This window comes from Streptomyces sp. NPDC051921 (assembly GCF_040680975.1).
GTDB lineage: Bacteria > Actinomycetota > Actinomycetes > Streptomycetales > Streptomycetaceae > Streptomyces.
This window is the reverse complement of sequence record NZ_JBFAXU010000018.1, coordinates 39,012-52,797: the sequence shown is the minus strand read 5'-3', so window position 1 is coordinate 52,797 and position 13,786 is coordinate 39,012. Positions and strand designations below refer to the sequence as shown.

The 13,786-nt window shown below is 74.2% G+C and carries 13 protein-coding genes; 9 read left to right on the top strand and 4 right to left on the bottom strand.

Going from position 1 to position 13,786, the window contains the following annotated elements:
• Nucleotides 1-65 precede the first annotated feature (65 nt).
• Nucleotides 66-1,208, bottom strand: a complete 1,143-nt coding sequence (locus tag AB0M16_RS23435) for an NADH-quinone oxidoreductase subunit D (protein ID WP_365345919.1) — start codon at nucleotides 1,206-1,208, stop codon at nucleotides 66-68.
• Nucleotides 1,209-1,302: 94 nt separating this feature from the next.
• Complete coding sequence (locus tag AB0M16_RS23430) at nucleotides 1,303-2,424, bottom strand: SAM-dependent methyltransferase (protein WP_365346143.1); 1,122 nt, start codon at nucleotides 2,422-2,424, stop codon at nucleotides 1,303-1,305.
• A 148-nt stretch (nucleotides 2,425-2,572) separates the two neighbouring features.
• Between AB0M16_RS23430 and AB0M16_RS23425 the strand changes: the two genes are divergently transcribed.
• The 3 genes from AB0M16_RS23425 to AB0M16_RS23415 are packed head-to-tail and all read left to right on the top strand — an operon-like array spanning nucleotide 2,573 to nucleotide 5,093.
• The gene (locus tag AB0M16_RS23425; protein ID WP_365345917.1) at nucleotides 2,573-3,775 is read left to right on the top strand and encodes a sensor histidine kinase; all 1,203 of its coding nucleotides are present in this window, start codon (nucleotides 2,573-2,575) and stop codon (nucleotides 3,773-3,775) included.
• Between the two features lie 39 nt (nucleotides 3,776-3,814).
• Nucleotides 3,815-4,483, top strand: a complete 669-nt coding sequence (locus AB0M16_RS23420; protein ID WP_365345915.1) for a response regulator transcription factor — start codon at nucleotides 3,815-3,817, stop codon at nucleotides 4,481-4,483.
• Between the two features lies 1 nt (nucleotide 4,484).
• The gene (locus AB0M16_RS23415; protein ID WP_365345913.1) at nucleotides 4,485-5,093 is read left to right on the top strand and encodes an ATP-binding protein; all 609 of its coding nucleotides are present in this window, start codon (nucleotides 4,485-4,487) and stop codon (nucleotides 5,091-5,093) included.
• A 117-nt stretch (nucleotides 5,094-5,210) separates the two neighbouring features.
• On the opposite strand, the gene AB0M16_RS23410 is transcribed toward AB0M16_RS23415, so the two are convergent.
• Nucleotides 5,211-6,299, bottom strand: coding sequence for a DUF5937 family protein (locus AB0M16_RS23410; protein WP_365345911.1), 1,089 nt, complete (start codon nucleotides 6,297-6,299; stop codon nucleotides 5,211-5,213).
• A 100-nt stretch (nucleotides 6,300-6,399) separates the two neighbouring features.
• Here AB0M16_RS23410 and AB0M16_RS23405 point away from each other — a divergent pair, with 100 nt between their 5' ends.
• Nucleotides 6,400-6,606, top strand: coding sequence for a hypothetical protein (locus tag AB0M16_RS23405; protein WP_365345909.1), 207 nt, complete (start codon nucleotides 6,400-6,402; stop codon nucleotides 6,604-6,606).
• Between the two features lie 140 nt (nucleotides 6,607-6,746).
• Here the strand turns inward: AB0M16_RS23405 and AB0M16_RS23400 are convergent, their stop codons facing one another.
• A complete protein-coding gene (locus AB0M16_RS23400; RefSeq protein ID WP_365345907.1) occupies nucleotides 6,747-7,934 on the bottom strand; it encodes a beta-eliminating lyase-related protein in 1,188 nt (395 codons plus the stop codon).
• A 123-nt stretch (nucleotides 7,935-8,057) separates the two neighbouring features.
• On the opposite strand from AB0M16_RS23400, the gene AB0M16_RS23395 reads away from it, so the two are divergent.
• From AB0M16_RS23395 to AB0M16_RS23375, 5 genes are read left to right on the top strand one after another with little or no spacing between them, the layout of a single operon-like run.
• Complete coding sequence (locus AB0M16_RS23395) at nucleotides 8,058-9,113, top strand: DUF2520 domain-containing protein (RefSeq protein WP_365345905.1); 1,056 nt, start codon at nucleotides 8,058-8,060, stop codon at nucleotides 9,111-9,113.
• The gene (gene panC / locus AB0M16_RS23390) at nucleotides 9,110-10,174 is read left to right on the top strand and encodes a pantoate--beta-alanine ligase (protein WP_365345903.1); all 1,065 of its coding nucleotides are present in this window, start codon (nucleotides 9,110-9,112) and stop codon (nucleotides 10,172-10,174) included. The genes AB0M16_RS23395 and panC overlap by 4 nt, the downstream gene beginning before the upstream one ends.
• Nucleotides 10,171-11,862 carry an L-aspartate oxidase gene (locus AB0M16_RS23385; protein ID WP_365345901.1) on the top strand — a complete coding sequence of 564 codons (1,692 nt, stop codon included), beginning with the start codon at nucleotides 10,171-10,173 and terminating at the stop codon, nucleotides 11,860-11,862. Before panC ends, AB0M16_RS23385 begins: the two co-directional genes overlap by 4 nt.
• Nucleotides 11,859-12,878, top strand: a complete 1,020-nt coding sequence (gene nadC / locus AB0M16_RS23380) for a carboxylating nicotinate-nucleotide diphosphorylase (protein WP_365345899.1) — start codon at nucleotides 11,859-11,861, stop codon at nucleotides 12,876-12,878. The genes AB0M16_RS23385 and nadC overlap by 4 nt, the downstream gene beginning before the upstream one ends.
• Nucleotides 12,878-13,684, top strand: a complete 807-nt coding sequence (locus tag AB0M16_RS23375; RefSeq protein ID WP_365345897.1) for a type III pantothenate kinase — start codon at nucleotides 12,878-12,880, stop codon at nucleotides 13,682-13,684. The genes nadC and AB0M16_RS23375 overlap by 1 nt, the downstream gene beginning before the upstream one ends.
• Nucleotides 13,685-13,786: the final 102 nt, after the last annotated feature.

The window sequence follows — 13,786 nt, the reverse complement described above, 5'->3', positions numbered from 1 at the left end:
GTGGACACGGTCCACCGGCTTTCGCCATGCAGGGGGCCGAGCAGGGCTCGGCGCTTCCTCGCCGCCTACTTGTCGATGTCGCCGACGACGAAGAACAGCGAACCGAGGATCGCCACCATGTCGGCGACGAGCGTGCCCGGCAGCAGTTCGGTCAGGGCCTGGATGTTGTTGTACGAGGCCGAGCGCAGCTTGAGCCGGTAGGGCGTCTTCTCGCCCTTGGAGACCAGGTAGTAGCCGTTGATCCCCAGCGGGTTCTCGGTCCACGCGTACGTGTGTCCCTCCGGCGCCTTCAGGACCTTGGGCAGCCGCTGGTTGATCGGCCCCTGCGGCAGCGCGTCCAGCCGGTCCAGGCAGGCGTCCGCGAGCTCCAGGGAGTTGTGGGTCTGGTCGAGCAGGCACTCGAAGCGCGCCAGGCAGTCGCCCTCGGTCCGGGTCACCACCCGCAGGACGTCCTGGAGCTCCCCGTACGCGAGGTACGGCTCGTCGCGGCGCAGGTCGAAGTCGACGCCCGAGGCGCGGGCGATCGGCCCCGAGACGCCGTACGCGTGGACGGTCTCCTGGCGGAGCACCCCGACCCCGCGCGTCCGGCCCCGGAAGATCTCGTTGCCGAGCACCAGCCGGTCGTACACGTCCATCCGCGACCGCACGTCCGCGACGGCCGCCCGCGCCCGCCCCAGCCAGCCGGCGGGCAGGTCCTCCTTGAGGCCGCCGACCCGGTTGAACATGTAGTGCATCCGGCCGCCGGAGACCTCCTCCATCACGGCCTGGAGCTCCTCGCGCTCGCGGAAGGCGTGGAAGACCGGGGTGATCCCGCCCAGTTCGAGCGGGTACGAGCCGAGGAACATCAGGTGGTTGAGCACCCGGTTCAGCTCGGCGAGCAGCGTCCGCGTCCACACGGCGCGCTCCGGGACCTCCATGCCCAGCATCCGCTCGACGCCCATGACGACCCCGAGCTCGTTGGAGAAGGCGGAGAGCCAGTCGTGCCGGTTGGCCAGCATGATGATCTGCCGGTAGTCCCGCGCCTCGAAGAGCTTCTCGGCGCCCCGGTGCATGTAGCCGATCACCGGCTCGGCCTCGCGCACCACCTCGCCGTCGAGCACCAGCCGCAGCCGGAGCACGCCGTGCGTGGAGGGATGCTGCGGCCCGATGTTCAGCACCATGTCGGTGCTCTCCGCCGCGCCGCCGATTCCGACCGTCGTCTCCGTCATGCGGGACAGTATCCGTCACCGAGGGCCCGGGCGGGACGGCCGTCCGGGCCGTCGGGGCCCGGACGCCGTCCCGCCCCCGGAACGCGGCGTGCGGCTATGCCCCCCGGGTGCCGGACGGCACCCGCTGCGTCAGCCACAGGAAGTCGCCCAGCCCGCCGCGCGCCGTGAGCTCCGCGGCCTCGCCCGCGCCCGCGAGGGCGCGGACGTATCCGGCGGGGTCGGTGGAGGCGAGGGCGAGCGGGGGCCGGGCGCCGGTGACGCCGAGGCCGTGCAGGGCCTCCCGCTGCGTCACGATCCCTGGGGCGGTCCCGGTCCCGGCCCCGGTCCCGGTCCCGGTCCCGGCCCAGGCCCGGCCCCCGGTCCCGGCCCCGTCATCGGTGCCGGTGCCGATGCCCGCAGCCGCCTTTGCCGCAGCCGCTTTCGCTGCAGCTCCCGACCCCGCCGCAGCTCCCGACCTCGCCGCACCTCCCGACCACGCCACAGCACCCGCCCCCGCCGCCGCGCACGCGTCCAGCGCGACGTGGGCCGTCAGGTCACAGGAGCCGTCCGGGACCGGGGTGACCTCGCGGCCGTTCCGGTAGCCGGTGAGGGTGCCGAAGAGGGGGCGGGAGGGGTGGAGGTGGGCGTAGTCGACGGCCACCGCCGTGCCCGCCGCGAGGGCGGCGACCGCCGCCGCCCAGGCCTCGTCGCGCGGGCGGCCGATCTCCGCGCGTTCGCCGGGCTCGCGCAGCGGCCACCACCGGTCCAGCCACTCCGCGTCCGGGCCGGACACCGCGGCGCCGAGCCGTTCCGTTCCGTCGGCCCGTACCTCGACGTGGCGAACGGCCCCGGTCTCGTCGACCTGGGCGATGTCCACCGGCACGTTGTCCAGCCACTCGTTCGCGAAGAGCAGGCCGCGCTCGCCGTCCGGGATCCGATCGGTCCAGGTGATCCGCGGGTCCAGGTCCGCGGGCCGGGCGGCGCGCTCCACCCCGTAGGGGCGGACCCGGAGGCCCGCCGGGGCGGCCGCGAGCACTCCCGTGAGGAGCTCTCCGCGCCCGGCGCCCACGTCCACGAAGGCGAGCTCGTCCGTGCCGAGATCCTCCGCGACCCGCACCAGGAGCCGGGCCACCGCGCCGGCGAAGAGCGGGGAGGCGTGCACCGAGGTGCGGAAGTGGCCGGCCGGGCCTTCGGGGCGCAGGAAGAAGCCCCCGGGGCCGTACAGCGCCCGTTCCATGGCCGCCCGCCACCCGAGCCACCCGTCCCACTGACACGTCTCATCCGTCACGCGTCCCAGTCTCCACCTTGGGGAGTACGGGCCTCACGGGAAGGATCGCTCCCACGGTTGACCCCTGCACCTATCCGCTTTCCCTACGCTGGGTTACGTGCAGCGTCTCTACGACTTCATCCGCAGACACCCGACGGGCGTCGACTCCTTCTGGGCGGTCGTCCTGTTCGGGTTCTCCCTGCTGTGGGTGGGTTCGACCTACCCGGCGACCGGGAAGCCCGTCGCCTACGGCGCCGTCGCCGCGCTGTTCTCCCTGGTCGTGGCCCTGCGTCGGCGCATGCCGGAGAGGATGCTGGTGCTCGCGGTCGCGCTCGGCCTGGCCCAGCTCGCGTTCGGGATCGTCCCCTTCATGGCCGACTTCGCCATGCTCGTGATCATCTACACCGTCGCCGCGCACGACGGCCCCCGCTGGGCCTCCCGGCTCGCACTCGCCGGCGGACTGAGCGCCGCGACGCTGTCGCAGCTGCGCTGGCCCATGACCGAGACGGATTCCTCCGCCGCCCGCGTCTTCTTCACCGTGATCATGACCGTGCCCTTCGCGCTCGCCTGGGTCCTCGGCGACTCCCTGCGCACCCGCCGTGCCTACTTCGCACAGCTGGAGGAGCGCGCCTCCCGCCTGGAGCAGGAGCGGGAGGCGCAGGCCAAGGTGGCCGTCGCCGCCGAGCGCGCCCGGATCGCCCGCGAGCTGCACGACGTCGTCGCGCACAACGTGTCCGTGATGGTGGTGCAGGCCGACGGTGCCGCGTACGTCATGGACTCCTCGCCCGAGACCGCCAAGCAGGCCCTGGAGACCATCGCCGGCACCGGCCGCCAGGCGCTCGCCGAGATGCGCCGGCTGCTCGGCATCCTGCGCACCGGGGAGCACCAGGAGGCCGGTGAGTACGTGCCCCAGCCCGACGTGCAGCAGATCGAGGAGCTGGTCGAGCAGGTGCGCGGTGCCGGACTCGCGGTCGACTTCAAGATCGAGGGCACCCCGCGCCCGCTGCCCAGCGGCGTCGAGCTCACCGCGTACCGGATCGTCCAGGAAGCCCTCACCAACAGCCGCAAGCACGGCGGCCCCGACGTCGGCGCCAGCGTCCGCCTGGTCTATTTCGACGACGGCCTCGGACTGCTCGTCGAGGACGACGGACGGGGGGCGCCGCAGGAGATGTACGAGGACGGGGGCGCCGACGGGCGTGGCCACGGCATGATCGGCATGCGTGAACGTGTCGGCATGGTCGGCGGCACCCTGGACGCAGGCCCGCGTCCCGGCGGCGGCTTCCGCATCAGCGCCCTGCTGCCGCTCAAGCCCGCTCACTAGCTCCGTAGCTCCCTAGCGCCCTGGAAGGGGACTCCTGACATGTCCATCCGCGTGATGCTCGTCGACGACCAGGTGCTGCTGCGCACCGGTTTCCGCATGGTGCTCGCCGCCCAGCCGGACATGGAGGTCGTGGCCGAGGCGGGCGACGGCGTGGAGGCCCTGGAGGTGCTGAGGAGCACATCGGTGGACGTCGTGCTGATGGACGTGCGCATGCCCAAGCTGGACGGCGTGGAGACGACCCGGCGGATCTGCTCGCAGCCGGACGCGCCGAAGGTGCTGATCCTGACCACCTTCGACCTCGACGAGTACGCGTTCTCCGGCCTCAAGGCGGGCGCCAGCGGCTTCATGCTGAAGGACGTGCCGCCGGCCGAGCTGCTCGGCGCGATCCGCTCCGTGCACAGCGGCGACGCGGTCGTCGCCCCGTCGACCACCCGTCGCCTGCTGGACCGTTTCTCGCCGATGCTGCCGTCGTCCGGGCGCGAGCCGGAGCACAAGGAGCTGGACCGGCTCACCGACCGGGAACGCGAGGTGATGCTGCTCGTGGCACAGGGCCTGTCGAACGGCGAGATCGCCGCCCGGCTGGTGCTGTCCGAGGCGACCGTGAAGACGCACGTGGGCCGCATCCTCACCAAGCTGGACCTGCGCGACCGGGTGCAGGTCGTCGTCCTCGCCTACGAGACGGGGCTCGTGCGCGCGGGCGGCCGCTGACGTGCTGCTCTGGATCAACGGGCCGTTCGGCGGCGGCAAGACCCAGACCGCGTACGAGCTGCTGCGGCGGCTGCCGGGCAGCGTCGTCTGCGACCCGGAACACGTGGGCTTCGGGCTGCACCGCACGCTGCCGCCCGAGCTCCGGGGCGACTTCCAGGACCTCGCCGCCTGGCGGCAGGGCGTGTACGAGGTGCTCGACCTGGCGCTGCGGAGCCACCAGGGGCCGGTGCTGGTGCCGATGACACTCGTGGAGCCCGCCTACTTCGAGGAGATCGTCGGGCGGCTGCGGGCCGTCCACGGCGAGGAGCGGGTGCGGCATTTCGCGCTGCTCGCCGACCGCGGGACGGTGCTCGCGCGCCTCGCCGAGCGGGGGCTCGGGCGCGGGCTCAAGCGCGAGAGCTTCGCCGTGCGGAAGCTGGACGGCTGCCTGGCTGCCCTCGCCGACGCGCGGTTCGCCCACCACATCCGTACGGACGAACTCACCGTCCCGCGGGTCGCCGACCGGATCGCGGAGCTGGCGGGTCTGCGGATCACGCCGAACACGGACGGGGCGCTACGGCACCGGCTGCGGCGGATCCGGGTGGGACTCGCGCACATCCGCTTCGACTAGGACCGGTCCGGCGGGGCACCACCCGCCCGCCCGCGCCGCCTTCCTGGCGGAGCACCACCCGCCCGCCCGCGCCGCCTTCCTGTCGGAGCACCGCCCCCGCCCGCCCGCGCCGCCTCTCTAGCGCAGCACCGACTCCAGGAAGTCGCTGCCCAGGCGGGCGACGACGGAGGGGTTCAGCTGGTGCAGCACGTAGCGGCCACGGCGCTGGGTGGTCAGAAGGCCCGCCTTCTTCAGGACGGAGAGGTGGCGGGAGACCTCCGGGGCCGTGATGCCGTACGCGTCGGCCAGCTCGCTCGTCGAGAACGGGCCGCGGGCCAGGCTGCGGCACAGCCGCATCCGCATCGGATGGGCGATGGCCTCGAGGCGCAGCTTGACCGTCTCGACCGGCTCGGCGCCGCCGATCTCACCGGCGTCGGCCGGGTACTGGATCACGGGCTGCCAGCCGGGTGCGGACAGGGCGAAGAGGTGCGGCCAGCCGAACGCGGTCGGCATCAGCGTCACGGCCCCGCCGTGGGCCTCGGTCCGGCCGTGCACCAGCTTGTCCACGACGATCCGTGAGCCGCGCTCGTCCTCCTCCAGGGCCAGCGCGGGAGAGGCGGCCGTCAGGGCCTCGGCCAGGCCCTTGCGGCGGAGCAGCTCGGTCTTGTGCCGGGCGTCGGCGGCGAGCTGGACGCGGACCCGGCGCCAGGTGTCGGCGAAGAACACCTGGTCGCAGTCCTCCAGGAGGCGGCGGATCCAGGCGCGCGTGGCGGTCGGCTCGGCGAGCATCCGTTCCACGAACGCGGACTGGCGCGGGCCGCGCGCCGCGGCCAGGTCGAGCGCGCGGCGCCGGGACCGTTCGTCGACGAGCGGGGAGGGGATGCCGTCGGTGTTGAGGGTGCTGCACGAGATCTCCAGGGCCGCGCCGACGAACTTCTCGTCGTCCAGGCGGTCGAGGTCGTCCAGCTCCTCGGCGAGGGTCTCCCGGGGGTGCGCGGGCAGCAGGAAGTCGGAACGGGTGGACCGCCACATGAAGTCGGCCTCGTGCAGCCGGTCGGCGAGCTCGGGCTTGAGCGCGGCGGCCGTCGTGGTCGTCCAGGCGTGCAGTCTGGCGTGGTGGCCCGGCTCGGCGAGGGCGTGCAGGGCGTTGCCGAGCTCGGCCAGCGGCGAGGGGCAGAAGGTGATCCGCTCGTGCGGCAGTCCGGTGATGTCGATGGTCACGCTCACGGACCCATGGTGCGGGGTGCGGTGGGGTGCCTGTCCTGCCGTTTGACGAGCCCCGTCAATCCGCGGGCCGCACGCCGCGGCCCCGGCGCACGGTGGGCCCATGAACGCACTCCACCAGTACCTCTTCGACGCCTACCGCGCCGCCCGGCACGACGAGCCCCCGCCGCCCGTGCCCGGCGCCCTCGACGTCGCGGCGCTGCGGGCCGCCCGCGACCACCGGCGCTTCGAGGCGGTCCTGGCGGGCCGCCCGGCCAGGGGCCGCGTCCGCAGGGCACTCAGGTGCTGGCTGCACCGCGGGACGACCTAGCTGTGGTGGCCCGCCCGTGCGGGACACGCCCTGAGCGCGGCCGCGCGCCGGACCCCGGCCGCGCCCAGGCGCCGGCCACCCGCCGTGCCCTGGTCCCCGGCCCGGCCCTGGTCCCCGGCTCGGGCGGGAGGCGCAGGGGGCTACAGCCGGGCCAGGAAGTCCCGTACCGCCTTCTTCACGTCCTCCGCCGTCCACTCCAGGCCCGGTGCGGTGATCGTCACCTCCGTCGCGGCCACACCCGGCGGGCCGCCCGCGGGAGCGGGGAACCAGCGGCGGAACAGGGCGGCGCCGGTGTCCTCCGTCAGGGACAGCGCGGCCGCGGTCAGGGCGTCGGGTCCGTACGGCAGCCAGACCTGGAACTGGTGGGTGTGCGGGACCTCCGGGTGCACCCGGTACCAGCCGACACCGGCCTCCGCGAAGGCCTCCCGCAGCGCGGTCGCGACCACGCGCGCGTGCGCCACGTACGCGGGCAGCCGGGGGAGCTCGGTGTCCAGTCCGCGCAGCGCCGAGAGGGCCGCCGGGTACTGCTGGAAGACCTGGCCGCCGTAGCGGTGGCGCCACAGCCGCGCCTCCTCCACCAGCTCCTCGGGGCCGGCCAGTGCGGCGCCCGACAGGCCGCCGAGCGACTTGTAGAACGACACGTAGACGCTGTCCGCGAGCCCTGCGATCTCCGGCAGCGAGCGGTCGAAATGCGTCGGGCAGTCCCACAGCCGCGCCCCGTCGAAGTGGACCACCGCGTCCCGCTCCCGGGCCGCGTCCACGACGTCGACGAGCTCGTCCCAGGTGGGCAGGACGAATCCGGCGTCCCGGAGGGGCAGCTCCAGCATCAGGGCGCCGAACGGCTCGGCGTGCTCCCGCACCTCGTCCGCCGTCGGCAGCCGCGGCTCGTCCGTGGGGTGGGTCGTGCGCAGGCCGCTCACCCGCCCGAAGGACTGGTTCTCGTGCACCTCCGGATGGGCGAGCGGGTGCAGCGCGACCACGGGATTCCCGGTGCGCCCGGCCCAGCAGCGCAACGCGATCTGCTGGGCCATGGTCCCGGTCGGGAAGAAGGCCGCCGCCGGAAAGCCCAGCTCCTCGGCGACCCGTCGCTCCAGCTGCTCGACCACCGTGTCGCCGTAGGTGTCGACGGGCGTGTCCCCGTACGGCGTGCCCGCGGCCCAGTCCGCCAGCTCGCGGAGCCGGGCTCCGGCGCTGCCGTCCATCGAGGCGTCCCACAGTTTGCGCGGGGCGCCGCCCCACACCTTGGCCCGGTGCACCCGGGCCGATTCCTCCGGGCTGTGTCCGGCCCCGGCCGTTCGCCGCTCTTCCGCGGGCTGATCGGATTCCATGGCCCGATCATGGGCCATGGGGCCCTCGCCCTCCACGCGCTTTTCCACAGCCTCCGTTCGCCGGCCGTACCGCCGCCCACACCCTGTGGACAGCCGCAGGAGGGCGCGAAACGCTGGCGTAGCATGACCAGAAATCGTCCGGTACCCACCGAGGACTGGAACGGAAGGCCGACCCGAACAGTGAACGCACCACCAGAACCCCGGCACCCCCAGGCGGACCGGGCCGAGGACCGCCCCGCCAGGCTCGGCGTCGGAGTCGTCGGCGCGGGCCGCGTGGGCCCCGCCCTCGCCGCCGCCCTCCAGCTCGCCGGGCACCGCCCGGTGGCCGTCTCGGCGGTCTCCGACGCCTCCCGGCGGCGCGCCGCGGCCCTGCTGCCGGACGTGCCGGTCGTGGAGCCCGCGCGGGTGCTCGCCCTCGCGGACCTGGTCCTGCTCACCGTGCCCGACGACGCCCTGCCCGGTCTCGTCGAGGGCCTCGCCGAGACCGGCGCCGTACGGCCGGGCCAGCTCCTGGTGCACACCTCCGGCCGCTACGGGGTCCGGGTCCTCGACCCGGCCCGCCGCGCCGGCGCCCTGCCGCTGGCCCTGCACCCCGCCATGACCTTCACCGGCACCTCCGTGGACGTCCAGCGGCTCGCCGGCTGCTCCTTCGGCGTCACCGCCCCCGACGAGCTGCGGCTCGCGGCCGAGGCGCTCGTCATCGAGATGGGCGGCGAGCCCGAGTGGATCGCCGAGGAGAACCGCCCGCTCTACCACGCGGCCCTCGCCCTCGGTGCGAACCACCTGGTCACCCTGGTCGCCCAGGCCATGGACCTGCTCCGCTCGGCCGGCGTCACCGCCCCCGACCGGATGCTCGGCCCGCTGCTGGGCGCCGCCCTGGACAACGCGCTGCGCTCCGGCGACGCCGCCCTCACCGGGCCCGTCGCCCGCGGCGACGCCGGCACGGTCGCCGCCCACGTCGCCGAGCTGCACAAGCACGCGCCCGGTACCGTCGCCGGCTACCTCGCGATGGCCCGCGCCACCGCCGACCGCGCACTCGCGCACGGCCTGCTCAAGCCCGAGCTCGCCGAGGACCTGCTGGGCGTGCTCGCCGCCGACGCCTCGGCGGGCCCCACCGGAACCACCGGAACCACCGGCACGACCGGACCCGCCGACGGGCCGCAAGGAGACGACCGATGAGCCTGTTCGCCCGCGACCGCGCCGACGGCGGCCAGCCCGTCCGCCACCCGGCCGAGCTGCTTCCCACGGTCGAGGACCTCGAGGACTTCGTCGGACACCGGCCCCGGGGCACCCTTGCCGTGGTCATGACGATGGGCGCGCTGCACGAGGGTCACGCCACCCTGATCCGTACCGCACGCGAGCGGGCCGGGAAGAAAGGCACCGTCGTCGTCACCGTCTTCGTCAACCCGCTCCAGTTCGGCGCGGGCGAGGACCTCGACCGTTACCCGCGCACCCTCGACGCCGACCTGCTGCTCGCGGCCGAAGCCGGCGCCGACGCCGTCTTCGGTCCCTCCGTCGACGAGGTCTACCCCGGCGGCGAACCGCAGGTCCGGATCACCGCGGGCCCCATGGGGGAGCTTCTGGAGGGCGCCTCCCGGCCGGGGCACTTCGACGGGATGCTCACCGTCGTCGCCAAGCTCCTCCACCTCACCAAGCCCCACCTGGCCTTCTTCGGCCAGAAGGACGCGCAGCAGCTGGCCCTGATCCGGCGCATGGTCCGCGACCTGAACTTCCCGGTCGAGATCGTCGGCGTGCCGACCGTCCGCGAGGGCGACGGCCTGGCTCTGTCCAGCCGTAACCGCTACCTGTCGGCCGAGGAGCGGCAGACCGCCCTCGCGCTGTCCCGCGCGCTGTTCGCCGCCCGCGACCGGCTCGCCGCCGAGGAGGCGCTGCGCGCCCGCGCCGCCGCCCTGCCCGGAGCCCAGGGGCGGGCCGAGAACCGTGCCGAGGCGCTGTCCCGGCTCGGTGAGGCCCGCGCCGCCGCCGACGCCCACGCGGTCGCCCAGGCGTCCGAGGGCAGGGGTGCCGGGGCCGTGCGGGCGGCCGCCCGCGCCGTGCTCGACGACGCGGCGAAGGCGCAGCCGCCGCTCACCCTGGACTACCTGGCCCTGGTCGACCCGGCCGACTTCACGGAGGTCGCGGACGACCATGACGGAGAGGCGATCCTCGCCGTCGCCGCGCGGGTGGGGAGCACGCGGCTCATCGACAACCTCCCCCTGACCTTCGGAGCCACGAAGTGACCGGAATACGGCTGCACGCGCCCGCCCCCGGCTGGACCGTCGACGCCGACGTCGTCGTGGTCGGCTCGGGTGTCGCGGGTCTGACCGCGGCCCTGCGCTGCACCGCGGCGGGGCTGCGCACCGTCGTCGTCACCAAGGCCCTGCTCGACGCCGGTTCCACCCGCTGGGCCCAGGGCGGCATCGCCGCGGCGCTCGGCGAGGGCGACACCCCCGAGCAGCACCTCGACGACACGCTCGTCGCCGGGGCGGGGCTGTGCGACGAGCGGGCCGTGCGCGCCCTCGTCACCGAGGGGCCGGACGCGGTGCGCCGGCTCATCGAGACGGGTGCCTCCTTCGACCTCACCGCGGACGGCGCGATCGCGCTGACCCGCGAGGGCGGCCACCACCGCCGCCGGATCGCGCACGCCGGCGGCGACGCGACCGGAGCCGAGATCTCCCGTGCCCTGGTCGAGGCGATACGCGAGCGGGGCGTGCGCACCATCGAGCACGCGCTCGTCCTGGACCTCCTCAAGGACGCCGAGGGCCGCACGGCGGGTGTCACCCTGCACGTGATGGGTGAGGGGCAGCACGACGGCGTGGGCGCCGTGCACGCCCCCGCCGTGGTCCTGGCCACCGGCGGCATGGGCCAGGTGTTCTCCGCCACCACCAACCCTGCCGTTTCCACCGGAGACGGCGTCGCGCTCGCGCTGCGGGCCGGCGCGGAGGTCTCCGACCTCGAGTTCGTCCAGTTCCACCCGACCGTGCTCTTCCTCGGGGCCGACTCCGAGGGCCAGCAGCCGCTGGTCTCCGAGGCGGTCCGGGGCGAGGGCGCCCACCTGGTCGACGCCGACGGGGTCCGCTTCATGGTCGGGCAGCACGAGCTGGCCGAGCTGGCGCCCCGCGACATCGTCGCCAAGGCGATCACGCGCCGCATGCAGGAACGGGGTACGGAGCACATGTACCTCGACGGCCGGCACTTCGGCGCCGAGATGTGGGAGCAGCGCTTCCCGACCATCCTGGCCGCCTGCCGGTCGCACGGCATCGATCCGGTCACCGAGCCGGTCCCGGTCGCCCCGGCCGCCCACTACGCCTCCGGCGGCGTCCGCACCGATCTGCACGGCCGTACGACCGTGCCCGGCCTGTACGCGTGCGGCGAGGTCGCCTGCACCGGCGTGCACGGCGCCAACCGGCTGGCCTCGAACTCGCTCCTGGAGGGCCTGGTCTTCGCGGAGCGGATCGTCGCCGACATCGTGGCGCACGGCCCCCACCGCGAGGGCCTGCCGGACGTCCCGGCCGAGGCCCGGGAGCTCTCGCTGCTCGTCCCCGAGGTCCGCCGGGAGATCCAGCGGATCATGACCGAGGGCGCGGGCGTGCTGCGCTCCGCCGAGAGCCTGGCCGTCGCGGCAGACGCCCTGGAACGCCTGCGGCTCGACGCCGAGGAGGACCGCAAGGCGGCCGAGCCCGGCGTCGAGGCCTGGGAGACCACCAACCTGCTGTGCGTCGCCCGGGTCCTGGTGGCCGCCGCCCGCGCGCGCGAGGAGACCCGCGGCTGCCACTGGCGCGAGGACCGCCCCGACCGTGACGACGCGACCTGGCGCCGCCATCTGGTCGTCCGCCTGACGTCCGACCGACGACTGGTGGTGCGGGGCACCACCGGCGCAGACTTTCCGCCCGTAACCACCGACGCACCCCTGGAGCCGCTGTCGTGAGCACGCCCGAGGAAGCACGTCCGCAGCCCGTGGACGTCCCCCTGATCCAGATCAACGCCGCCCCGGAGGGGACCGCCGGAGGCTGCGGCGACGGCTGCGGCTGCGGCGGGGCCGACGAGTTCGAGTGCGGGCTCGACCCGGCGCTCGCCCAGCTGCTCGCCGACGCCGGCCTCGACCCGGTCCAGGTCGAGGACATCGCGCACCTGGCCATCGCCGAGGACCTCGACGGCGGCGTGGACGTGACGACCGTGGCGACCGTCCCCGAGGACGCCGTCGCGACCGCCGACTTCACCGCCCGCGAGGCCGGTGTGGTGGCCGGCCTGCGGGTCGCCGAGGCGGTCCTGTCGATCGTCTGCACCGACGAGTTCGAGGTCGAGCGGCACGTCGAGGACGGCGAGCGGGTCGAGGCCGGCGACAAGCTGCTCAGCGTCACCGCCCGCACCCGCGACCTGCTCACCGGTGAGCGCAGCGCCCTGAACATCCTGTGCCGCCTGTCCGGGATCGCCACCGCCACCCGCAGGTGGGCCGACGCCCTGGAGGGCACGCGGGCCAAGGTCCGCGACACCCGGAAGACCACCCCGGGCCTGCGCGCCCTGGAGAAGTACGCGGTGCGCTGCGGCGGCGGCGTCAACCACCGCATGTCGCTGTCGGACGCGGCCCTGGTGAAGGACAACCACGTGGTGGCCGCCGGTGGCGTGGCGCAGGCGTTCAAGGCCGTGCGGGAGCTGTTCCCGGACCTGCCGATCGAGGTCGAGGTCGACACGATGCACCAGGTCCGCGAGGTCCTGGACGCGGGCGCCGACCTGATCCTGCTGGACAACTTCACCCCGATCGAGACCGAGGAGGCGGTCGCCCTGGTCGCCGGCCGGGCGGTGCTGGAGTCCTCCGGCCGGCTGACGCTGGAGAACGCGGCGGCGTACGCGGCGACCGGTGTGGACTATCTGGCGGTGGGCGGCCTCACCCACTCGTCCCCGATCCTCGACATCGGCCTCGACCTGCGCGAGGTGCGCTCCTGATGCTGCTCACCATCGACGTCGGCAACACGCAGACGGTACTCGGGCTCTTCGACGGCGACGAGATCGTCGAGCACTGGCGGATCTCCACCGACCCGAGCCGCACCGCCGACGAGTGGGCTGTCCTGCTGCAGGGCCTGATGGGCATGCATCCGCTGCTCGGCGCCGAGCTGGGCAACGGCATCGGGGGGATCGCGATCTGCGCGACGGTCCCCTCGGTCCTCCACGAGCTGCGCGAGGTGACCCGGCGCTACTACGGCGACGTCCCGGCCGTGCTCGTGGAGCCGGGCGTCAAGACGGGCGTCCCGGTCCTCACGGACAACCCCAAGGAGGTCGGCGCCGACCGCATCATCAACGCGGTCGCGGCGGTCGAGCTCTACGGTGGTCCGGCGATCTGCGTCGACTTCGGCACGGCGACGACGTACGACGCGATCACCGCGCGCGGTGAGTACGCGGGCGGCGCGATCGCCCCGGGCATCGAGATCTCGGTCGAGGCGCTCGGTGTGAAGGGCGCCATGCTCCGCAAGATCGAGCTGGCCCGCCCGCGCAGCGTGATCGGCAAGAACACGGTCGAGGCGATGCAGTCCGGCATCGTCTTCGGCTACGCGGGACAGGTGGACGGCGTCGTCGCGCGGATGAAGCGCGAGCTGGTCGGTGCGAACGGGGAGCCGTCGGACGTGACGGTGATCGCGACGGGTGGGCTGGCGCCGATGGTGCTCGCCGACTCCAAGGAGATCGACGCGCACGAGCCGTGGCTGACCCTGATCGGCCTGCGGATGGTCTACGAGCGGAACGTCGCCCGGATGTAGGGCGGGCGAGGGCGGGCCTGCCTTTCGGATCAGGCCGGGGGTGTCCCGGGAGTCGGTCGTCCCCGACCCGCCGGGAAGATCGATAAGCGGCAGATTTGTCCG